17 protein-coding genes and 1 pseudogene are annotated in these 20,615 nt (G+C 70.1%); 9 read left to right on the forward strand and 9 right to left on the reverse strand.

Going from position 1 to position 20,615, the window contains the following annotated elements; genetic code table 11:
• Window positions 1–45: 45 nt before the first annotated feature.
• Window positions 46–747 carry a tyrosine-protein phosphatase gene (locus JJ691_RS19950; RefSeq protein ID WP_211770250.1) on the forward strand — a complete coding sequence of 234 codons (702 nt, stop codon included), beginning with the start codon at window positions 46–48 and terminating at the stop codon, window positions 745–747.
• On the opposite strand, the gene JJ691_RS19955 is transcribed toward JJ691_RS19950, so the two are convergent.
• From JJ691_RS19955 to JJ691_RS19965, 3 genes are all read right to left on the reverse strand, one after another.
• Window positions 729–1,646, reverse strand: coding sequence for a hypothetical protein (locus JJ691_RS19955; protein WP_211770251.1), 918 nt, complete (start codon window positions 1,644–1,646; stop codon window positions 729–731). The two genes, JJ691_RS19950 and JJ691_RS19955, sit on opposite strands and share 19 nt — an antisense overlap.
• A 77-nt stretch (window positions 1,647–1,723) precedes the next feature.
• Window positions 1,724–2,347, reverse strand: coding sequence for a phosphotransferase (locus JJ691_RS19960; RefSeq protein ID WP_211771593.1), 624 nt, complete (start codon window positions 2,345–2,347; stop codon window positions 1,724–1,726).
• A 92-nt stretch (window positions 2,348–2,439) separates the two neighbouring features.
• The gene (locus JJ691_RS19965) at window positions 2,440–2,859 is read right to left on the reverse strand and encodes a hypothetical protein (protein WP_211770252.1); all 420 of its coding nucleotides are present in this window, start codon (window positions 2,857–2,859) and stop codon (window positions 2,440–2,442) included.
• A gap of 130 nt (window positions 2,860–2,989) precedes the next feature.
• Between JJ691_RS19965 and JJ691_RS19970 the strand changes: the two genes are divergently transcribed.
• On the forward strand, window positions 2,990–5,770 hold the full coding sequence (locus tag JJ691_RS19970) for an AfsR/SARP family transcriptional regulator (RefSeq protein ID WP_211770253.1): 2,781 nt from the start codon (window positions 2,990–2,992) through the stop codon (window positions 5,768–5,770).
• Between the two features lie 67 nt (window positions 5,771–5,837).
• Here JJ691_RS19970 and JJ691_RS19975 read toward each other — a convergent pair whose 3' ends face one another.
• A complete protein-coding gene (locus tag JJ691_RS19975) occupies window positions 5,838–6,569 on the reverse strand; it encodes an alpha/beta hydrolase (protein WP_211770254.1) in 732 nt (243 codons plus the stop codon).
• A gap of 328 nt (window positions 6,570–6,897) precedes the next feature.
• On the opposite strand from JJ691_RS19975, the gene JJ691_RS19980 reads away from it, so the two are divergent.
• Genes JJ691_RS19980 through JJ691_RS19990 form a run of 3 tightly spaced genes read left to right on the forward strand, consistent with a single transcriptional unit; the run spans window position 6,898 to window position 9,368 of the window.
• On the forward strand, window positions 6,898–7,278 hold the full coding sequence (locus tag JJ691_RS19980; protein ID WP_211770255.1) for a GntR family transcriptional regulator: 381 nt from the start codon (window positions 6,898–6,900) through the stop codon (window positions 7,276–7,278).
• A gap of 6 nt (window positions 7,279–7,284) precedes the next feature.
• Window positions 7,285–8,373, forward strand: coding sequence for a DUF1648 domain-containing protein (locus JJ691_RS19985; protein ID WP_211770256.1), 1,089 nt, complete (start codon window positions 7,285–7,287; stop codon window positions 8,371–8,373).
• Between the two features lie 11 nt (window positions 8,374–8,384).
• On the forward strand, window positions 8,385–9,368 hold the full coding sequence (locus JJ691_RS19990; protein WP_211770257.1) for an alpha/beta hydrolase: 984 nt from the start codon (window positions 8,385–8,387) through the stop codon (window positions 9,366–9,368).
• Between the two features lie 61 nt (window positions 9,369–9,429).
• Here the strand turns inward: JJ691_RS19990 and JJ691_RS19995 are convergent, their stop codons facing one another.
• Window positions 9,430–9,723, reverse strand: a complete 294-nt coding sequence (locus JJ691_RS19995; RefSeq protein ID WP_211770258.1) for a hypothetical protein — start codon at window positions 9,721–9,723, stop codon at window positions 9,430–9,432.
• 42 nt (window positions 9,724–9,765) lie between these two features.
• Between JJ691_RS19995 and JJ691_RS20000 the strand changes: the two genes are divergently transcribed.
• The gene (locus JJ691_RS20000) at window positions 9,766–11,373 is read left to right on the forward strand and encodes a DUF885 domain-containing protein (protein ID WP_249228054.1); all 1,608 of its coding nucleotides are present in this window, start codon (window positions 9,766–9,768) and stop codon (window positions 11,371–11,373) included.
• Between the two features lie 28 nt (window positions 11,374–11,401).
• A complete protein-coding gene (locus JJ691_RS20005; protein WP_211770259.1) occupies window positions 11,402–12,370 on the forward strand; it encodes a quinone oxidoreductase family protein in 969 nt (322 codons plus the stop codon).
• 114 nt (window positions 12,371–12,484) lie between these two features.
• On the opposite strand, the gene JJ691_RS20010 is transcribed toward JJ691_RS20005, so the two are convergent.
• Entirely contained in the window at window positions 12,485–12,982 is a 498-nt protein-coding gene (locus JJ691_RS20010) for a hypothetical protein (protein ID WP_211770260.1), read from the reverse strand.
• Between the two features lie 263 nt (window positions 12,983–13,245).
• On the opposite strand from JJ691_RS20010, the gene JJ691_RS20015 reads away from it, so the two are divergent.
• The gene (locus JJ691_RS20015; RefSeq protein ID WP_211770261.1) at window positions 13,246–13,488 is read left to right on the forward strand and encodes a DUF397 domain-containing protein; all 243 of its coding nucleotides are present in this window, start codon (window positions 13,246–13,248) and stop codon (window positions 13,486–13,488) included.
• 92 nt (window positions 13,489–13,580) lie between these two features.
• Here JJ691_RS20015 and JJ691_RS20020 read toward each other — a convergent pair whose 3' ends face one another.
• Window positions 13,581–16,832 (reverse strand): GH92 family glycosyl hydrolase, encoded by a 3,252-nt coding sequence (locus tag JJ691_RS20020; RefSeq protein ID WP_211770262.1) that lies wholly within the window; start codon window positions 16,830–16,832, stop codon window positions 13,581–13,583.
• 67 nt (window positions 16,833–16,899) lie between these two features.
• Window positions 16,900–17,991, reverse strand: coding sequence for an acyltransferase family protein (locus JJ691_RS20025; protein ID WP_249228055.1), 1,092 nt, complete (start codon window positions 17,989–17,991; stop codon window positions 16,900–16,902).
• 295 nt (window positions 17,992–18,286) lie between these two features.
• Here JJ691_RS20025 and JJ691_RS53185 point away from each other — a divergent pair, with 295 nt between their 5' ends.
• Complete coding sequence (locus JJ691_RS53185; RefSeq protein WP_211770263.1) at window positions 18,287–19,576, forward strand: glycosyltransferase 87 family protein; 1,290 nt, start codon at window positions 18,287–18,289, stop codon at window positions 19,574–19,576.
• 26 nt (window positions 19,577–19,602) lie between these two features.
• Here the strand turns inward: JJ691_RS53185 and JJ691_RS52410 are convergent.
• A pseudogene (locus JJ691_RS52410) lies at window positions 19,603–20,583 on the reverse strand (acyltransferase); the annotation flags it as partial.
• Between the last annotated feature and the right edge of the window lie 32 nt (window positions 20,584–20,615).

Here is a 20,615-nt window from a genome sequence, read left to right on the forward strand (position 1 = left end):
GAAATATCCGAGTGAACTCCGGTGCCGCTGACACGTCCTGTGATCATGGAGCTTTCTTGGGACGGCTGCGTCAACGCCCGTGACCTCGGCGGGATGGGGCGGCTCCGGCCGGGCGCGGTGGTGCGGATGGAGGCACCGACGCGGTTGAGCGAGGCGGGATGGTCGGCGGTGTGGGACTACGGCGTTCGCACTGTGATCGACCTGCGCAATCCCGACGAGCCCGAGCCGGACCACGTGCCGAGGCCAGCGGGGCTGACCACCCTGAACACCCCGCTGGATCCCGTCGGCACGCCGTTCTACGAGCACTGGTGCAAGACCGACTACCTGTCCTCGCCGCTGCACTACCCGGGGCTGCTGGCCGAATTCCCCGAGCTGGTCGTCGGTGCCGTGCGGGCCATCGCCAACGCCGCGCCGGGATGTGTGGTGTTCCATTGCGCCACCGGCAAGGACAGGACCGGGCTGCTGTCGCTGGTGCTGCTCACGCTGGCCGAGGCGACGCCGGACGAGATCATCGCCGACTACCTGCTGACGTACGAGCGAATGAAGCCGAGGTTCGAGGAAATGGGCGTCCGTGACCAGCTCGGCGCGGTGACCGAACTCCTCACCGCCCACGGAACGACGTTCGAGGAATCGCTGACCTCGACGATCGCCACGTTGCGGATGCCGGACTTCCTGCTCGACAACGGCCTGTCCGACACCGACCTCACCGCTCTGCGTACCCGCCTGACTCAGCCGCCGGTGAAGTAGGACGGGTCTCGCACGGCCAGCGTCCGGGCGATGCCGCGCAGGATGTCCTCGGGCACCTTGTCGCTGTGCCGCTCGATTTCCACGCCGACGCCGTCCCGACGGACGAAGTAGCTGACGTAACTGCCGTCCTTGCTGTTCCAGCGCCACATGTCGGTGCCGACCGAGGGACACGGCGGCACGCGATCGCCTTCGGCGATGGAACCCGTGAACGTGCAGTGGTCCGGTGGCGCGAAGCTGGGCGACACCGCGGCGACGGTGACCCGGACCGAGGTCTCGTCCTCGGTATTGGGATCCGGCTTGGTCCCGATCGCGGTGGGCTCGATGCTGTAGAAGAACTTGTGCTCCCCGTAGCCGATGTTCCCCGCGAACCGAATCTGGTAGCCGGCCGGGACGTCCGGGCCGTACAGCGGAACACCGGCCTGGGCCAACGTGTCCTGTTTGGCGCTGTTGGCCCGGATTCCGGCGGTCAGCTCGGCGACCGGCAGCGGCAGCAACACGAGCACCAGCAGCAAAGCCCGCCACACCAACGGAATCCTGGTGACGACCACCCACGCCGCCACCACGAACCCGATCGCCTCGATCGGCACCAGCCACGGCGACGTCAACGTCGGCTGGAACCCGAACGAGTCCCGGGCGAACAGGCCCGCCAGCCCGATTCCCGAGCCGAGCAACGCCACCAGCCACGCCGGCCGCAGGCCCGCCCACCGCGTCACCGGCCACGCCACCAGCGCCCCGATCGCCGGCATGGCCCAGTACCCGTAGATCAGCACAATCGCGCAGGTCCACGAGTTCCGGCACACCGTTGTCGAAGCCGTGAACGCGAAGGCGATCCACAACGCCGCCAGGCCGCCGCCCACCAGCGCCGCCCGGAGGGAGTACCGCCACCCGCTGTCAGCCATGCCCAAGATCGTGTCCTGGTCGCGCGAGCACCACTCGGGGAACGCGCTTCTTTCCCGTAACGATCCGGCGCTGGGCCTCACATCCGGGCTTTCAGCACGTCGACCTCGCAGCCCGGTGCGAACGGGTCGAAGCCGTGCTCGACCAGCCAGCGGATCGCCAGCAGGCTGCGCAGCGACCACCAGCCGCGGATCACGCCGGTGATCTCGTCACCGTCCACGAAGACGTGGGCGATCTGCAGGTCTCCGTGCGTGAACACCGGTGTCCGGGGCCGGAGCGCCGCCTCGGCAACCTCCCGGTTGCGGGTCACCAACCCTGCGGACAGGACCCCGTTCGCCACAAGCAACTCACACTCGCTCACAAGGTCCGCCGCCATCTCGTCGCAGTCCCGGCTGTGCCACGGCGGCAGCGGCGCCTCATGCAGCGTCCGCACGGCCGCCCCCGCCGCCGCCCATGCCTTCGACGACGCTGTCGACGGCTCCCCCAGCCGCCCCAGCGCCGTCCCCGGCAGGGCCGCCAGCGCCAACACCGGCGGCTTCCGCCACAACACCTGCGGCGTCGGGATCGGCGCTATCGCCATCGCCTCGACCTCGACATCCGTCCGCGCCTGGTCGGCGTCCACCTTCAGGAACACGTCCCCCACGCGCAGCGTCGTGCGCTCCTGATGGGCCACGACGACCTCGACCTTCTCCACGCCGGCCATTGTCACGGCATCAATCGCCCACGTCGCCGCATTTACCACGGGGCCGACCGGGGAACGCCCGGCCGGCCCCGTCCCCCCTGGGAGCGGTCGACTCAGCAACCGCTCTTGTCGGCCCAGACGACGAGGTTGCCGCCGTCCAGGTTCAACACCCAGCCGCCGTTGCTCACGTGGCAGCCCTGCCCCGAAACCCCCTTCACGTACCAGTGAGCCGTGAACCCGCTGCCGATGTACGCGCCAGCCGCTTCCTTCCAGCCGAGGGTGTGGTAGGTGTCCTGCCCCGGCGACAGGATGACGGAGTCCGGGCCGCAGTTCGCCAGGTGGGAGACGGCGATCGCGACACTGCCGGCGATCGTGATGGAGCCCTGCTTGGGCACGAGGCAGCCGGACGCCGCCGAGGGGGACGCCTGCACTGGATCAGCCGGGCTGGCCTCGGCGGTCGCGCCCGCGGCCAGCAGAGCGGTGCCCGCCAGGGCGACCACGGCGGCGAACCTGCCGAAACGATTGTGACGCACGGAAAACCTCCGAACTTGTCGACTTCGCTGTGGTCCCACCATGGCCGCGCGATCCTGGTGAAACCTTCGCGGAAGCTTGAAACCGCTGGTCAGCTCTGCTATTCACGGGGCGGGGCGATGGGGGTTGCGGGTGGCTACGGAGTTTCGCGTGCTGGGCAGCGTCGAGGCGCACGACAGCGGTCACCTCGTCGACCTCGGCCCGGCCCGGCAGCGCGGTGTGTTGGCGGTGTTGCTGGTCCACGCCAACCATCCGGTGCCCGCCGACCAGTTCCTGGACCACGTCTGGGGTGAACACCTGCCCCAACGCGGCCGTGACGCCCTCTACAGCTACCTCTCCCGCCTGCGGGCGATTCTCGCCTCGATGTCGGATGTGTCCCTGCAACGAAGTTCCACCGGATACCGGCTCGTGGTCGACGAGGCCGCGGTCGACGTGCACCGGTTCCGCCAGTTGGTCACGCAGGCCCGCTCGTGCGCGGACGACAGCGAAGCGCTGGTGCTGTTCGACCGTGCGCTGGCCTTGTGGCGGGGAACGGCGCTCGCCGAACTGGACAGCCCGTGGTTCGTGGCCGTGCGAACGGCGCTGGAGGCCGAGCGGCGAACCGCGGAACTCGACCGTGCTGATGCCGCGCTGCGCTGCGGTCGGCATGCCGAACTGCTCGCCGAGCTCAGCACCCGGGCGGCGCAACACCCGTTGGACGAACGCCTCGCCGGGCAGGTCATGCTCGCGCTGTACCGCTCAGGCCGCCAGGCCGACGCGCTTCACCACTACCAGCGCGTACGTGAGGAGCTGGCCGAACAACTCGGCGCCGCCCCGGAACCCGCCCTCCAGCAACTGCACCAGAGCATTCTGACCGCGGACGACGCGCTGGCCGCCCCGGTCACGACGTCGAAGATCACGCCCCGCCAATTGCCGCCCGCGCCAACGGGATTCACCGGCCGCGACGCCGAACTCGACACGCTCACCGGCGCCCTGGACACCGCGGACGGGGCGACCGTGCTGATCTCCGGGCTGGCCGGGGCGGGCGGGATCGGCAAGACCTGGCTCGGCCTGCACTGGGCCCACACCCACGCCGAGCGGTTCCCCGACGGGCAGCTGTTCGTCGACCTCCGCGGATTCAGCCCGGACGGCGAGCCGGTCGATCCGCTGACGGCGCTGCGGGGTTTCCTCGACGGCCTCGGTGTCGACACGAAGGGCGTGTTCGGCGGGCTGGCCGAGCACACCGCCCGCTACCGCAGTGAGCTCGCCGGCAAGAAAATCCTTGTGGTGCTGGACAACGCCGCCACCGCGGACCAGGTCGTCCCGCTGCTGCCCGGCACACCGTCGTGCACCGTGCTGGTGACGAGCCGCAAGATCCTCACGCCGCTGGTCGTCCGGCACAACGCCGGCAGCCTGAACCTGGACGTCCTGTCCAGCGCCGAAGCCCACGCCCTGCTTGCCGGACGGCTGGGAACCGACCGCGTCGCGGCCGAGCCGGACGCGGTGGCCGAGCTCATCCGGCTCTGTGGCGGGTATCCGCTCGCGCTGAGCGTCATCGCCGGCCGGGCCCAGGCCCACCCCCACCTGCCACTGGCCGACTTCACCACCGATCTGCGGGCCTTCGGCATCGACGCGCTCGACGACGCCGACGTCTCCATCAGCCTGCCGGCCGTGCTGTCCTGGTCGTTGCACGGCCTGACCGCCCAGCAGCGCACGGCGTTCGCACTTCTGGGCATCGCCCCCGGCCCGGACATCGGGCTCGCGGCCGCCGCCACCCTGTGCGGCCTGCCTCCGGTGCGGATGCGTGAGATCCTGCGCCATCTGGTGGAGGCGTCACTGGTCGAACGTCGCGCCAACGACCGGTACGCCATGCACGACCTGATGCGCGCCTATGCCGTGAGCATCACCCGTGAAGAGGTGGACGAGCAGACACAGGATGCGGCGCTGCGGCGAGTGCTCACCTTCTACAGTCACACCGCCCATGCCGCCGACCGACTCCTGGATCCCCACCGTCCGCCGATCCGACTCGGCCCGCCGGCCCACGGCGTCCAACCCCAGCCACTCCATGACGTTTCCGAGGCGGTGGCCTGGTTCGACACCGAACACTCCGTGCTGCTGGCCGCGCAACGCGCCGCTGCTCGCCACAAGTGGCACCTCATCGTGTGGCAGCTGGCGTGGACCGTGGACACTTTCCACAACTGGCGCGGAGATCGGCATGCCAAGCTCGCGACGTGGCAACCCGCTCTGGACGCCGCCGAGCACCTGCCCGAACCCGTACCCGGCATCTACGCCCACCGCCGTCTGGGCGCGGTCCACGCCGAACTCGGGCACCACGAGGAGGGGATCAGCCAGCTGCGCCAGGCACTCGCGCTGGCGGAGGTGCACCAGGATCCTCTCCAGTTGGCCGCCACCCACCGGGTGCTCGCGCGGGCCTGGGCCCGGGACGACGCCCGGCAGGCACTGGACCACGCCGCCCAGGCACTGGACCTGTTCCGGGTCGTCGGCCAGCCGGTGTGGGAAGCCGACGCGCTCAACGCGGTCGGCTGGTACGCCGCCCGGGTGGGCCAGTACGACCGGGCCCGCGACCACTGCCAGGCCGCCCTCACGCTGAACCGGCGCCACCACAACCCCGAGGCTGAGGCGAACACCCTGGACAGCCTCGGCTACATCGCCCATCACCGCGGTGACCACCAGGAGTCGGTGAGTTTCTACCGGCAGGCCCTCACCCTGTTCCACGACCTCGGCAACGCCTACGAGGCCGCCAACACCTTGGACAACCTGGGATTCCCGCACGTCGCCTCCGGCGACCGCGACCAGGCCCGTGCGGCGTGGCGGGAGGCGGTGGAGCTGTATCGGCAGCAGGGCCGTGACGAGGACGCCAGCCGAGTGCAGAGCCGCCTCGACAGCTTGGACACCAACGAGTCCACGCCATAGCGGCGCCGCTCATCGAGGACGGCCGGGACCTGTCCTCGATGAGCGGCATCCCGCTACCGGCCCGGCGTCACTTCAGGTGCCGGGCGAAGAACCCGGCCGCGTCCTCCCCTGCGAACTGCGGAACGCCGGTGTGCCCGCCCATGTTGGCGTGCAACGTCTTCTCCTTGGAGCCGAAGGCGTCGAACAGGTCCAGGGCCGCCTGCCGGTCGTTGCCCTCGTCGTCCCACTGCAGCAGGACGTGCAGCGGAATGGTGACCTGGCGGGCCTCCTCGAACATGCTGCGGGGCACGAAACTTCCGGCGAACAGGCCGGCGGCCGCGATGCGCGGCTCGACCACCGCCAGCCGGACGCCGATGGCGATCACCCCTCCCGCGTACCCGACCGGGCCGCCGATCTCGGGCAGCGCGAGGAGGGCGTCCAGGGTGGCCCGCCATTCCGGGACCGCCTGGTCGACCAGCGGGAGGATGAGGGCGTCGACGATCTCGTCGCTGACTGGCTCGCCGGCCTCCAGAGCCCGGCGCAGGTCGGCGCGGGCCTGCTCGGCGGCGGCGGAACGGGGCCGGTCGCCGCTTCCGGGAAGCTCGATGGTGGCCGCGGCGAAACCCTGCGCCGCGGAGCGCTGGGCCCGGGCAACCAGTCGGGGATACATCTTGCCCAGTCCGCCGGGGTGGCCCAGCAGGATCAGCGGGGCCGGCTCGGACGTGGATCCGGGCGTCCACAGGATGCCGGGGATCTCGCCGAGGGTGAATTCTCGTTCGAGGACGCCGTCGTCGAGACGCCGCTCAGAGGTGAAGTCCATGGTCGTGCCTTTCGGGATTGCGCGTGAAACGGCGCTCCCGGACGACCTATCGCCCGACCGTGACCCCGGAGGGGAGCACCCATGTCGAAATGTTCACGGGTACCACCTCCTCGGTCTCTCGCACGGCCGCCGGAAAGGTAGCAGCCGGCCGCCGTGCTCCGCCAACGGCTTTTCACGCCTCGGTCAGCGGCCGTCGTCGACTCCCAAAGAACACCCTCCCCCTCGCCGCTGTCCCCTTCCCTGCGCCTCCCCCTCCCCCGCCTGCCCCTTGCCGCCTCGATTGCTTTGTTCTATAACTACTACAACAGACCACCAGGAGGGAGGTCACGTGATCATCAGCCTCGACCTGACCAGCGAGGTGCCGATCTACCAGCAGCTGCGGGACCGGATCGTGGAGGGCATCGCGGACGGCACGCTGCCGGACGGGGAGTCCCTGCCGTCCACCCGGCAGCTGGCGGCGGACTTCGGCATCAACTTCCACACCGTCAACAAGGCGTACGACCTGTTGCGGCAACAGGGATTCGTGCGCGTCAACCGCAAGACGGGGGCAGTGGTCGGACCGACGGAGTCGGACGAGGCGTTCGTGGCCGACTGGACGACGCGGGCGCGCACGCTGCTCGCGGAGGCGGTGGCCAAGGGGGTGTCCGCGGCGGAGGTGCTGGCGACGTGCCAGGCGGTCCTCGCGGGATTCGACAAACCGAGGGGATGAGTCAAAGTGACCACGACTGCCGTTGTGGCGCACCTGATGTTGACGGGGCTGCTGCTCTACCTGGCCTGGCTGACGCCGTCGCTGTCGGCCCGCACGGTGCGGTTCGGCGTCCGGGTGCCGGACGAGCGGGTGGACGATCCGGTGGTGCGGCGGGAAACCACCCGGTTCCGCACCGCGTTGTTGCTCTACGGGGGAATCACCGGGCTGCTCGGCGTCGGTCTGATGCTGGCCATCGGGCTGGCGCTGCTGCCGCTGCCGGTGATCGTCGTCGAACTCGTCTGGTACGGCCTGTACTACCGGGCCCACCAGGCGATCGCGGCGGCCAAGCGGGACCAGGACTGGTTCGCTGGCGTCCGCCAGGCGGTCACGGCCGACACGACACTGCGCAGCGACCCGCCGAAGTTCCCGTGGCTGTGGCTGCTGCTGCCGTTCCTGGTCGTCGCGGCGACCGCGGTGATCGGCACCGTCCTCTATCCGAGCCTGCCCGACCCGCTGCCGATGCACTACGACGCCAACGGCGTGGTCAACCGGTGGGCGCCGAAGTCGGTGGGCAGCGTGTTCGGGATCGTGTTCGTGCAGGCCGTGCTCACGGTGCTGCTGTGCGGGATCGGCGCGCTGATCGGCCGTGCCCCGGCCGACGTGGACCCGGCACGGCCGGCGGCGTCGGCACAGGCCCACCGGGAGCACGTCGTCCGGCTCAGCCGCGGGTTCATCATCTTCGCGGCCCTGATGAACCTCGGGCTGGCGGCGGTCGACTGGGCGATGTGGACCGGCACGGCCCGGATCGGGACGCTGCTGGCCGTGGCCTTGGCGCCGATCCTGCTCGGCGTCGGGCTGCTGGCGATCATCGTCGTGCAGCGCGGCCGCGAACAGGAGCCCGACGAGCACACCGGACTGTCCCATCGGGACGATGACGGCAACTGGATCGGCGGCGTGATCTACCGCAACGCCAACGATCCGTCCTGGTTCGTGCAGCGGCGCTTCGGCTTCGGCTGGACGATCAACATCGGCAACCGCACCGCGCTGGCCGTCTGCGGCGGGCTGGTGGTCGTCGTCCTCGCGTTCAGCATGATCCTGCCGTTCATCCTGCGCTGAAGGAGAAACCCATGCACAGCCTTGTTGTCGCGGCGATGGTCGCCGCCGCCATCACGCCCGCGAACGGTATCCCGGCAACGGATCGGGAGATCACCTTCCAGTCCGACGGCGTCACCGCGTACGGCACGCTGCACGTCCCCGCGCACAAACCCGGGGACCGGCTCGCGGCCGCGCTGCTGTTACCCGGCAGCGGTCCCACCGACCGCAACGGCGACCAGCTGCCGACCATCCAGCCGAACACCTTGTCGCTGCTGGCCGACGCGCTGGGTCAGGACGGCATCATGACGTTCCGGTTCGACAAGTACGGCAGCGGCCCGACCCGCACGCCCCCGCCGGCCGGCGCCGACTACAGCGTCTTCATCCGCCAGGCCGACGCCGCGTATGCCGCGCTGCTCAAGCAGCCCGAGACGAATCCGCGCGCCATGCTGATCGTCGGGCACAGCGAGGGCGGCATGAACGCCCTGCTGGTCGACACCTCGGTGTGGCCGCGACCCGCCGGCCTGGCGCTGCTCGCCCCACAGGACGAACGGATCCTGGACCTGATCGACCTGCAACTGGGCGAACAGCTCGACGCCGCCCTGCCGGCCGATCAGGCGCAGGCCCAGAAGGACCTGATCGCCGCCTGGATCGCCGACTACCGGGCGGAGAAGCCGGTGAGCACGACCGGCATGCTGCCGACGATCGCCCAGCTGTTCCAGACGTTGCTGGCCCAGGGCGCCTACCTGCGCACCAACGACGACATCTACCCGCCGGACATCGCCCGCCGGGTGCCGGCCGGGACCCGGGTGCTGGTGACCTGCGGGACCGCCGACACGAACGTGCCGTGTGCCACCACACCGCCGCTGCTGCGGGCCCTGCGCGGGGAGAAACTGTCGACGCTGAACGGCATCGACCACTTCTTCCACCCGGCCGGCAGCCCCGTCAACGGCCAGCCCCTGGCCCCCGCACTGCTCATCGCCCTGCACCAGTGGGCCCGCCCCTGGACACGCCACTAACGCTCGGAAGGGGGCATTCCTAGCGTTCAACGCCAGGAATGCCCCCTTCCGAGCTAATACGTCAGACCTTGGGGGCGGCCATGCGGCGGCGGTGGCGGGGGCCGATCTTGGTGGCGGCGGTGGTCTCGCGGTCCCACTCGGCCGCCTGTGCGCCGGCGGCCTCGATGACCGCCTCGCCGGTGGCCACGTCCGGCACCACGATGTCGCCCATCGCGCCGTCGTTGCCGACGAGCACGAGGCGGGCGCCGGCCCGGCCGATCGGGGCGACCACGGCCCGGGTGGGGCGGCCGTGCGCGGCGACGAAGGCCTTGGCCGAGGACACGGCGCGGCGGGGAATCCGGGTCTGTTCCGACATCCGCCCACCATAACCAGCGTTCTCGACACTAGATTGGGCGCAGTGACGCTTGTTACCTCCTTCCTCGACTGGTACCTGCCCGCGCAGCCGATCACCGCCGCGCACCTGGGCCTCACCGAACACGAGGGCACGTTCGGCGACTTCACCGAGGCCGGCTTCCTGGCCCGACAGCGCGAGCACGCCGAGTGGCTGGCCAAGTTCACCGCGGCCGACCTGCCGGCCGACTTCAGCGACCGCGTGGACCACGAGCTGGTGCTCACCCACCTGCGGCGCGAGCGGGCGATGGCCGACTGGCCGGCCTGGCGGCGGGATCCGGCGGTGTACGTCGGCACGCTCGGCGGCCTGAACACGACGTTCCTGCACCGCCTGCGCCCGGAGCCGGAGCTGGTGGAGTCGGCGCTGAGCCGGCTGGCCGAGCTGCCCGGCATCTACGCCGCGTGCCGCGAGAACCTGGACCCGGAGCTGGCCTCGCCGCTGATCGTCCGGCGCAGCCTCGGCCAGCTGCGCACCGCCCGCGGCTTCCTGACCGAGGTGCTGCCGGCCAACGTCGAGAACGAGGCCGACCGGGCCCGGCTGGTCGAGGCGGGCGAGCGGGCCGCCGACGCCGCCGACGAGCTCACGACGTACCTGGAGGGCTTGGCCGACCGGGCGACCGGCGACTGGCGGATGGGCGAGAAGCTGTACTCGACGCTGCTGACCGAGTGCGAGCTGCTCGGCTACGGGGCGTCCGAGCTGCATGCCCGCGGCGAGGCCGCCTACGCGGAACTGGACGCCGAGGCCACGACGGTGGCCGGCGGCGACTGGCGGGTCGCGGTGCGGGCGTTGCAGGAGGACCATGCCGCGACGCTGGACGACCTGCTCACCGTCGTCGCCGAGGAGACCGAGCAGGCCCGGCAGTTCCTCAAGGACCACGACCTGGTCACCTTCGCCGAGGGCGAGCAGTGCCGGGTGGTGCCGTCACCGTCGTTCCTGCGGCCGATGTTCGTGGTGCCGTTCTACATGACCCCGCCGGCCGCGACCCCGTCCCGGCTCGGCCACTACTTCGTGCCGTTCACGCCCGACGACGCCACCCCGGAGCAGGTGGAGCAGCGGCTGCGCACCAACTCCAACCCGGGTCTGCGCACGGTCTCGGTGCACGAGGCCTACCCCGGCCACCACTGGCACTTCTCCTGGCACGCCGGGAACCCGAGGCTGGTGCGCAAGGTGTTCCGCACCTCGTACTTCTCCGAGGGCTGGGCGCTGTACGCCGAGCGCATGATGCGCGAGCAGGGCTACTACACCACTCCCGGCCAGCTGCTCGCGCACCTGGACTTCCGGCTGTTCCGGGCCGCGCGGATCATCGTCGACACCGAGCTGCACTGCGGCGACATGACCGTGGAGCAGGCCGAGGAGTTCATGACCACCAAGTACACGCTGACCGCCGGCACGGCCAAGGGCGAGGTCAACCGGTACTGCTCGTGGCCGACGCAGGCCCCGTCCTACCTGACCGGCGCGATGGAGATCGAGGCGATCCGGGACGAGTTCCTGGCCCGGGGCCTGGGCACCCTCAAGTCGTTCCACGACCGGATCGCCGGCTCCGGCGCGATGCCGCTGGGCCTGGCCCGCCGGGTGGTGCTGGAACAACCGGGGGAGTTTGCTGGTTGGCGCTGACACAGGAGCTGATCTAGGAGGAGAGCCCATGCGGGCGGTACAGGTCCAAACCCCCGGCGGTCCCGAGGTGCTGGTCGCGACCGAGGTCGCCGATCCGGAGGCGGGGCCGGGCGAGCTGCTCGTCCGGGTGGCGGCCGCCGGCGTGAACTACATCGACACCTATCACCGGACCGGCGCCTACCCGCTGCCGACGCCGTTCGTGCCGGGCTTGGAGGGCGCCGGCGAGGTGGTGGCGGTCGGGTCCGGCGTCAGCCGGTTCAAGGTCGGCGACCGGGTGGCGTGGGCCAGCGCCATCGGCAGCTACGCCGAGCTGACCCGGGTGCCGGAGAACCTCGCCGTCCCGGTGCCCGACGGCGTCGAGCTCGACGTGGCCGCCGGGTCGATGTTGCAGGGCATGACCATGCACTACCTGACCCGGTCGACCTATCCGGTGCAGGCTGGCGACACCGTGCTGGTGCACGCCGCCGCCGGTGGCATGGGGCTGCTGCTCACCCAGCAGGTCAAGGCCCTGGGCGGGACGGTCATCGGCACGGTGTCCAGCGCCGAGAAGGAGAAGCTGGCCCGCGAGGCCGGGGCCGACGAGATCATCCGGTACACCGAGACCGCCGTCGCGCCCGAGGTCCGCCGGCTCACCGACGGCCAGGGCGTGGCCGTGGTCTACGACGGCGTCGGCAAGGACACCTTCGACGCCAGCCTGGACAGCCTGCGCATCCGCGGCACCCTCGCCCTGTACGGCGCGGCCAGCGGCCCGGTGCCGCCGTTCGACCTGCAACGCCTCAACGCCGGCGGCTCGCTGTTCGTCACCCGGCCCACGCTGGCCCACCACACCCTGACCGTGGACGAGCTGTCCTGGCGCTCCGGCGAGGTCTTCGCCGGCATCGAGTCCGGCAAGCTCACCATCCGCATCAGCGGCCGCTACCCCCTGGCCGACGCGGCCAAGGCGCACGAGGACCTCCAGGGCCGCCGCACCACCGGCAAGCTGCTGCTCATCCCATGACCCAGCTGCTCGGAAGGGGGCTTTCCTGGCGTTGAACGCCAGGAAAGCCCCCTTCCGAGCACTAAGTCAGCGCGGTGGGAGGGGCATTGTCCGGCAATGTGCCCTCCCCCGCAGTCAGCGCTGGAAGTGGATCTCGCCGTGGGCGGTGCCGGTGGAGCCCGCGCAGCGCTGGTCGAAGGTGCCGTCGAAGGCGGTCAGCACACCGCTGGCCGGGTCGGTCTCGATCCGGTCGACGGTGAAGCCGCCCTGCTCCGCGTAACAGCCGAGGCCGTTCGAGATCAGCTGGACGCTGGCCAGCTCGGGATGCGCCTGCGGGTCGCCGACAGTGTCGTACGAGCCGACGTGCAACGGCTCGTTGTGGGGACCGCGCAGCAGCACGGCGATGTACCCGAGGCCGTTGTCGGTCTGCGCCTTGAGCACGTTCTGCGGGCTGCTGACCAGCACTTCCTGGTCCGGCGCGGCCCAGTGCCCACTGGCCGTCACCGGGTACGAGCCGGGCTCGGCGGTGATGGCGATGCTGGCCACCGGCGTGGTGTCGGCGAAGGCGGCCGGCCCGGCCAGCACGGCGACGGCGGCGGCCACGGGCAGAACGGCGAGAACTTTCCCGATCATCGATTTCCCTCCCTGGAATCGTGACCCGATCTTGGCGCGGGGCCGGACCCGATGGCCACCGGGCGAACCTCACAGCAACCCGGGCCCCGGCTGCGCGTCGACATCACCCGATGGGATGACTTCGCCTGGTCAGCGTCGCTGGTCACAGCCTTGAGCCGACTGCACAGCCATATGCACGTGCACGATTAGCTGGTACGGTCAGCATGTGCACGAGCCCCTGCACGTGCATGTGCACTGGAACGGCTAGTGATCCGGGAGGGGTCATGGCAGACCAGATCGAGATCCACAACGGCATGTCCGCGACCGACCTGTCCGGCGTCGCCTGGCGCAAGAGCAGGCGCAGCGGCGCGGTCGGCAACTGTGTCGAGGTGGCCCGGCTGGCCAACGGCGACATCGCAGTCCGAAACTCGCGCTACCCGAACGGTCCGGCCCTGGTGTATACGCAGGCCGAGATCACCGCGTTCGTCGGCGGCGTCAAGGACGGCGAGTTCGACGACCTGGCCTGACCAAGCCCGTCGGGGGTGGGTGGCCTCCTGCGTGAACAGGAGGCCACCGAAGGCCCACCCGAGGACCCGGGGCATCTGAGCCGCAACCGAGCCTAGCTCACGGAGACCGCGAACACGTGCGCCGCGCCGCCGGCCGTTCCCGCCGGCAGCGTGACGCTGCGGACCTGCTTGCCCGCCGCCAGCGCGATCGGCGCGGTGGCGAACAGGTAGGACGTGTAAGGCCGGTGGTAGCGGAACCCGTAGCGCGGGAACGCCGAGTTGATGTACGGCGTGCTCGTCACCACCGTGTTGCCGAACTGCGGCTTTTCCTGGCCGCCCTGCAGCAGCCATTCGGACAGCCCGAGATCGGCCGCCTGTGTGCTGCCGTCGGTATAGGTGATGGTGACCTTGCCGGTGGCGTCGCCGCCCGTCGCCGCGCCCAAGAACGCCAGCCTGGTCGCGGTGGCGGGCGCGTTCAGCTGAACCGTCTGTCCGTTCGCGACGATGTTGTCCGGCCGGCCGGTGCCGGCGGTAGCCGGCCAGGTGAAGCCGTCCACCTGACCGCCGGGCGTGATGCCATTGGCCGCCAGCTGCTGCTTGGAGTAGGCGAAGTTGCCCGGATACAGGCTGGTGTCGCCGAACTTGCCCAGCCACACGGTGTTGTCGTCGCTGACGCCCATGTTGTTGGCCGCAGCGGCGAAACTGCCCGGCTCGGCCGCGTCCACGGTCAGCTGCGCCGGCAGCTGCTGCGCCCCGGATCCCTTGAAGGCGAACGGAACTGTGGTGTAGGTCGCCCCGGACACGGTGACCTTCACGTCCTGTGTGGACTTGCCGTTCGGTCCGACGGTCAACGTGCCGCTGGACGGCGTGACGGTGATGCCGGCCGGCGGATTCGCCTGCCACGTCACGGTTCCCGAGCCGGTGATGCCCTCTGCCCGCACGGTCGCGGTCGCCGACCCGCCGGGCGTCACCTGGACCGCGCCGGACACCGCGCCCCGCACCGGGACTTCGCCGTCGTGGAACGAGGGCGGCGCGTCCTTCGGGTCGGTGCCCCAGGTCGGGCTGGGCGAGCTGGCGAGCGTGTAGTCGAGCCGGCCGCCGTCGACCGCCAGCGACTCCGGCAGCCACGCCTTGGCGCTGGGCTTTCCGTTGAGCCGCAAGGACTGCACGTACTTGTTGGTCGAGGACGCGCCGGGCGCGGTGATCTCGATGCGCTGGCCGCCCTCGCGGGTGACAGTGATCTTCGGGAACAGCGGGCTGGCCAGCACCATCTCGGCCCGGCCCGGAGCCTCCGGGTACATGCCCAGCGCCGCCCACACGTACCAGGACGAGGTGGCGCCGAGGTCGTCGTTGCCGGGCAGGCCGTCAGCGGTCGGTTTGAACAGCTGCTCGGCGCTGCGCCGCACCACGTCGGCCGTCTTGGCCGGGGCGCCGGCGTAGGAGTACTCCCACGGCACCTCGAACGACGGCTCGTTGGACATCAGCGCGAACGGCTCGTCCTGGGAGCTGTTCAGCTTGGTGAAGAAGTAGTCCAGCCGCTTGGTCGTGGCCGCTGGCCCGCCCATCGCGGTCACCAGGCCGGACACGTCGTACGGCACCATCCACGTGTACTGGGCGGCATTGCCTTCCTGGTACTGGAACTCCTGGTGCACCGCCGGGTCGAAGGGCGTGGCGAACTGGCCGGTGCGGTCGCGGGTCTGGAGGTAGCCGGTGTCCGGGTTGTAGACGTTCTCCCAGTACTGGGCGCGGGTCATGAACTGCTGCTGCACGTCGCGCTGCCCGAGCCGCCCGGCCAGCTGCGCGATGCCGAAGTCGGCGGTGGTCTCCTCCAGCATGTCGGAGACGTTGTCGGGGTGGTAGCCGAGCGTCTCGTAGTCCCACAGGCCCGGCCGCTCCAGCGCCCGCTCCCCCGGCTGCTGGATCCGGGTGGCCCCCTTGACCATGGACGCGAGCGCGCCGCGCACGTCGAAGTCCCTGGCCCCGAAGGCGTAGGCGCTGGCGATCATCGAGTGGTACGGGTCGCCGGCCATCACGCCCATGAAGTCGTTGTTCTGCGACCAGCGGTCCCAGATGCCGCCGGCCTGCGTGGCCTGGTTGTACAGGGACTGCGCGATGTCCGAGGTCTCGTGCGGGGCCAGCAGGGCCAGCAGCTGGATCTCGTCGCGGTAGACGTCCCAGCCGGAGAAGTTGGCGTACTGGGCGTGCCCGCGCGGCTGTTTGTGGATCTTGTTGTCGAAGCCGATGTAGCGGCCGTCCACGTCGGAGAACACGTTGGGCTGCAACAGGCAGTGGTACAGCGCGGTGTAGAAGGTGGTCAGCTGGTCCTTGGTGCCGCCACCGATCCGCACCTGTGTGAGCCGGTCGTTCCAGGCCTGCCGGGCCTGGCGGACCAGTTGGTCGAAGCCGCCCTGTTCGGACCGCAGGTTGTTCACGGCGCCGTTCGGGTCCACATAGGACAGACCAACCCGGGCTTGAACGGTGCTGCCCGGCTTGAACGTCACGAACGCGCCGGAGCCGCCGTCAGCGGTGACGACCTGCTTGTCCCAGGTGGTGTTGCTCAGGTTGCCGCCGTGGGCCTGCGTGCCGCCGGGCGTGACCGTGCCGTTCTGCCAGGTGCCGACGCTGGCGAAGGCCTGGTCGAAGGTGGCGGTGAAGTAGACCTTGTACTTGTTGGGGCCGGCGCAGAAGTGGCCGCTCGACACCCAGCCGGAGATGGTGTGTTTGGCCGCGTCCACGGTCACCGAGGCGTCGTCGCTGCCCATGGCCGAGTCCGCGGTGTCGACCAGCAGCGTGGCCGGACTGTTGGCCGGGAAGGTGAATCGGCCCATGCCGGAGTGCAGGGTGGCGGTCAGCTCGGTGGTGATGCCGGCGTCGGTGGTGACCTTGTAGTAGCCCGGCGACGCCGATTCGTTGCTGTGCGAGAAGGTCGAGTAGTAGTGGGCCTGGTCGGCGGCCGGCGAGACGGTCACCGCGCCCGCGTACGGGATGAACGGCAGGTCGCCGGCCGCGCCGCCGCAGCCCGCCCCGTTGAAGTGGGTCAGGCTGAAGCCTCTGAGCCGGTTCTCCTCCCACGCGTAGCCGCTGTCGCGATCGCGCACGTAGTACCGGCCGGCCCCGTCCGGGGCCTTGGGTTCGAGCGGGTTGTCCGGACTCCACTGCACCATGCCGAACGGGACGTCCGCGCCCGGGAACGTGTCGCCGGCGTAGCCGTTGCTCTCCGGGTCCTGGCCGGCGGCCGCGCCGACGAACGGGTTCACATAGGCGGCCAGGTCGGTTCCATGATCGGAGTCCGCGCTGGCGGGCACGGCCGCGAGCACGCCGGCCGCCAACGCGAGCGGGAGGACCAACCCCAGGGATCGACGCATCGAACAGCGCTCCCTTCTCGATGACAACGTTGTCACCAAGACCCGCTCGGTGACGGGTTGGAGACAATCAGTGGCCGCTGGTCGCGTCAAGGGCCGTTCGTCGGCGTTGTGTCACCTGTCGACCACGGCGGATCATCGGCCGCTCCAGCCAGCGGTAGCACAGGTCGGCCAGCACGACGGCGACGATCGCCGTCGGCAGCCAGCGCCCGATGCCGGCCGAGGCCGGCAGGATCGCGATCACCACGCCCTGTGCGATGGACTGCCACAGGTAGATCGAGTACGAGCGTTCACCCAGGAACACCATGGGGCGTCGGGACAACAGCCACTGCGGCGGTCCCGGCACGAGCAGCGCCGGCAACATCAACGCGACCGCGACGGCGTAGAGCGGCACCACCGACACGAAGCCGGGAATCGTGGACAGCAGCCAACTCTTGTCGATGGCGTTGGACACGGCCGTGACCGACAGGTGCGCGCCGACGAACAGCACGGCCGCCACCACGGTCACCCAGGGCCGGGTCAGCGGGCGGATCAGCCGGTAGCCGCGTGGGCTGTGCATGGTGATCGCCAGCAGACAGCCGACCAGCACGGAGAAGTAGTGCACCGGCCAGCCCCGGGGGTCGGCCGACACCGTGAACGGCGCGACCGCCAGCGCGACGGCCATCAGCCCCAGCGTGACGCTGAGCCGGCGGCTGCGGCCCACTACGAACGCCAGCAACGGCCACAGCAGGTAGAACTTCTGCTCGATGCCCAGCGACCACGACTGGCCGTACGGGCCGCCGTGCCCGAACTCGTTGAAGAACACCAGGTACAGCGGGAAGTCGTGGCCGAGCGGGTCGCGGAAGAACTCCCCGGCGACCAGCAGGCCGACCGCGGTCAGCAGCAGCACCAGGAAGTACACCGGCAGGATGCGGAAGGCCCGCCGCCGGTAGAAGTCGGCCAGGCTGATCCGGCCCTTGCGGCCCTCCTCGCGCAGCAGCAGCGTGGTGATGAGGAAGCCGGACAGCACGAAGAAGACCTGCACACCCAGCCAGCCCTGGAGCCAGTCCGGCCCCTGGCTGTGGAACAACACCACCATCAGCGCGGCGACCGCGCGCAACCCGTCCAGCGCCGGGAAGCGCTTCAGGCCGAGAAATTCCCCATGTTCGAAAGGCGCTCGCACGAACCCATATTCACCGCCACCCCCTTTGGCGTTCCCGCCACACCGATCACCGTTACCCGATCGAGATAACGGGAACGCGTTCGAGGGTTACGGTCAATAACCTCCCGTGGACATGACTTCCCTGGTCAACACCGGTGCGCGCAGTCGAATGACTGATGTGGCGGAATCTGCCCGGTCACCCCGCGACCAGGCATTTGGTCATGTGACGGTGGCCGCCTGACGGCCGCCCTCCACACCATTCAGGGGTTCACATTTGAGGACCGGTGCGCCGTGCCCTCTTCGAATCGGGAGCGAAATGCGAGCCAACGAAGACGTGCTGGCGGCGAACGGGGGCGCCAGACTCCTGGCGTCGGTCACCTCCGAGCGGGGGCTGCGGATCGCCCGCCGCCTCAGCATGACCGTGTGGGCGGTGACGTTCGTCGGGCTGCCGCTGATCCTGGTCGGCTGGCAGGACAACGGCATGCTGGACCTGGAGGTGTACCGCAACGGCGGATTGGCCTGGCTGAACGGGATCTCGCTTTACGACGGCTTCCCGGGGACCCTGCCCGGGCCGCGGCTGCCGTTCACCTATCCCCCGCTGTCGGCGGTGCTGTTCAGCCTGTTCGCCTGGACGCCGTACTGGCTGACCCGAGGGCTCGTCACGATGGTGAGCTTCCTCGCGCTGTCGGCGGCGACGGTGGTCGTGGCCGGGCGGCTGGACCACCGTCTGAAGTGGACACTCGGGCCGGTGGCCGCGGTGGCCGCGTTCGGCCTGGAGCCGGTCAACTCGACGTTCAGCTTCGGCCAGGTCAACCTGGCGCTGATGGCGCTGGTCGCGGTGGACTGCCTGGCGGTGAGGCGTTTTCGCGGCGTGCTGGTCGGGCTGGCGGCGGCGATCAAGCTGACGCCGGCCGTGTTCGTGCTGTACTTCCTGGTCAAGCGGGACTGGAAGGCCGCCGCGACGTCGATCGCGTCCTTCGTCGGCTTCGGACTGGTCGGCTTCCTGTTCGACCCGGTCGATTCCCGCGAGTACTGGTTCAGCACGGTGTTCGACCCCAGCCGCATCGGTGGCCTGGCCTACATGAACAACCAGTCCATCCGCGGCGTGTTGCACCGGCTGCACCCGCTGCCGGTGGTCGAGACGCTGCTGTGGGCGGTGCTGACGATCATGGTGCTGGCCCTGGCCTGGCGGGCCGCCCGCCGCGCCGCCAACGACGTGGTCGCGCTGACCGCCATCGCCGTGGCCGGGCTGCTGGCCTCGCCGGTTTCCTGGTCGCACCACTGGGTCTGGGCCGCGCCGGCGTTCCTGGCGCTGGGCTGGCAGCTGTGGCGGGCCCGGGCCTGGCGTTGGACTCCGGTGCTGCTGGGCGCGCTGGCGGTGTTCTGCGTCGCGCCGTTCAAGTGGATGCCCTCCAGCGACGACCGCGAGCTGAACTGGACGCTGTGGCAGCACATTCCCGGCGACGCCTACGTCTGGCTGGCGATCGGGATGCTCACCGTGCTGGCCTTCAGGGCCAGCCGCTCCCGGCCGATCAGCACCTTGGACAGCGGGCTGCGGATCACGACCTCCACGAACAGCAGCGAGCCGCCGACCGCGAAGGCGTAGGCGGCCAGGGTCGCGGCGAACGGCCACAGGTGGGCCGGCAGCCAGCCGTCGTCGATCCAGTTGAACAGCCAGATGAACGCGGGGTGCACCAGGAAGACCCCGAACGACCGGGTCGAGGCGGCCGCCACCAGGCGGTCGCCCGCCGACCCGGCCGGCGTCCGCCGCGACCACCACGAGCCCAGCAGGTACAGGCCCAGCACCACCGCGCCGAACCACGGCACCATCTCCGGGCCGAGCACGCTGGTCGCCTGCCACGGCGGCACGCCGCGCTCGATCTCCGTGAAGTACCAGGCCTCAGAAAACGCCAATGTGGCCAGAACTGTGGTGACGACCAGGCCGCGGTGCTCGTCGATCCAGGCCTGGAACGCCTCGAAGTGGTACGCCGCAAGGCATCCGGCCACCAGGTAGAACTGGTAGCTGATGACCAGCGTGCCCTGGTTGGCCCACAGGTCGCCCAGCCACGAGTCGGCCGTCGGCGCCGGCGCGTAGGTCAGCGTCGCCGTCACCATCAGCTGCACCGCCAGGCTCACACCCAGAACCGCCGCGTGGTGCCGGCGGGCCAGGTGCAACAGCCGCATCACCAACGGGAACAAGACGTAGAACTGCATCGACACCAACAGGAAGTACAGCTGGTACCAGCCGATGCCGCGGTAGAGGTCGTCCCACAACGTCTTGACCGCGTCCGGCAGGGTCAGCGGCGGCGCGTCCACCTGCTGCAGCCCGAAGTACAGCACCGTCCACACCAGATACGGCACTCCCACCAGCGTCAGCCGCCGCAGCAGGAACCTCCCCGGCTCCAGCGTTCGGCCCCGGTACGTGTAGACCAGCACGAACCCGGTGAGGAAGAAGAACATCGACCGGGTGAAGTGCAGCGGCGTGAGCAGGGCGTTGGCGGCCACGTTGCCGGGATCGCTGGTCTGGCTGATGGTGTGCACCGCGATCACCGCCGCGAACGTCACCACCCGGACCAGATCCACCTGCCTGAGATGACCCCTGCTGCCTGCCACGTGGTCAGCTTGCCCTGCCGACCTGAGGGACG

Source organism: Kutzneria sp. CA-103260, assembly GCF_018263855.1.
Classification (GTDB): domain Bacteria; phylum Actinomycetota; class Actinomycetes; order Mycobacteriales; family Pseudonocardiaceae; genus Kutzneria.

What these genes read in the sequence shown, in the direction of transcription:
- JJ691_RS19950 (WP_211770250.1), top strand. Translation starts at nt 46, where the DNA reads ATGGAGCTTTCTTGGGACGGCTGCGTCAACGCCCGTGACCTCGGCGGG.
- JJ691_RS19955 (WP_211770251.1), bottom strand. Translation starts at nt 1,646, where the DNA reads ATGGCTGACAGCGGGTGGCGGTACTCCCTCCGGGCGGCGCTGGTGGGC.
- JJ691_RS19960 (WP_211771593.1), bottom strand. Translation starts at nt 2,347, where the DNA reads ATGGCCGGCGTGGAGAAGGTCGAGGTCGTCGTGGCCCATCAGGAGCGC.
- JJ691_RS19975 (WP_211770254.1), bottom strand. Translation starts at nt 6,569, where the DNA reads ATGGACTTCACCTCTGAGCGGCGTCTCGACGACGGCGTCCTCGAACGA.
- JJ691_RS19990 (WP_211770257.1), top strand. Translation starts at nt 8,385, where the DNA reads ATGCACAGCCTTGTTGTCGCGGCGATGGTCGCCGCCGCCATCACGCCC.
- JJ691_RS19995 (WP_211770258.1), bottom strand. Translation starts at nt 9,723, where the DNA reads ATGTCGGAACAGACCCGGATTCCCCGCCGCGCCGTGTCCTCGGCCAAG.
- JJ691_RS20005 (WP_211770259.1), top strand. Translation starts at nt 11,402, where the DNA reads ATGCGGGCGGTACAGGTCCAAACCCCCGGCGGTCCCGAGGTGCTGGTC.
- JJ691_RS20010 (WP_211770260.1), bottom strand. Translation starts at nt 12,982, where the DNA reads ATGATCGGGAAAGTTCTCGCCGTTCTGCCCGTGGCCGCCGCCGTCGCC.
- JJ691_RS20015 (WP_211770261.1), top strand. Translation starts at nt 13,246, where the DNA reads ATGGCAGACCAGATCGAGATCCACAACGGCATGTCCGCGACCGACCTG.
- JJ691_RS20020 (WP_211770262.1), bottom strand. Translation starts at nt 16,832, where the DNA reads ATGCGTCGATCCCTGGGGTTGGTCCTCCCGCTCGCGTTGGCGGCCGGC.
- JJ691_RS53185 (WP_211770263.1), top strand. Translation starts at nt 18,287, where the DNA reads ATGCGAGCCAACGAAGACGTGCTGGCGGCGAACGGGGGCGCCAGACTC.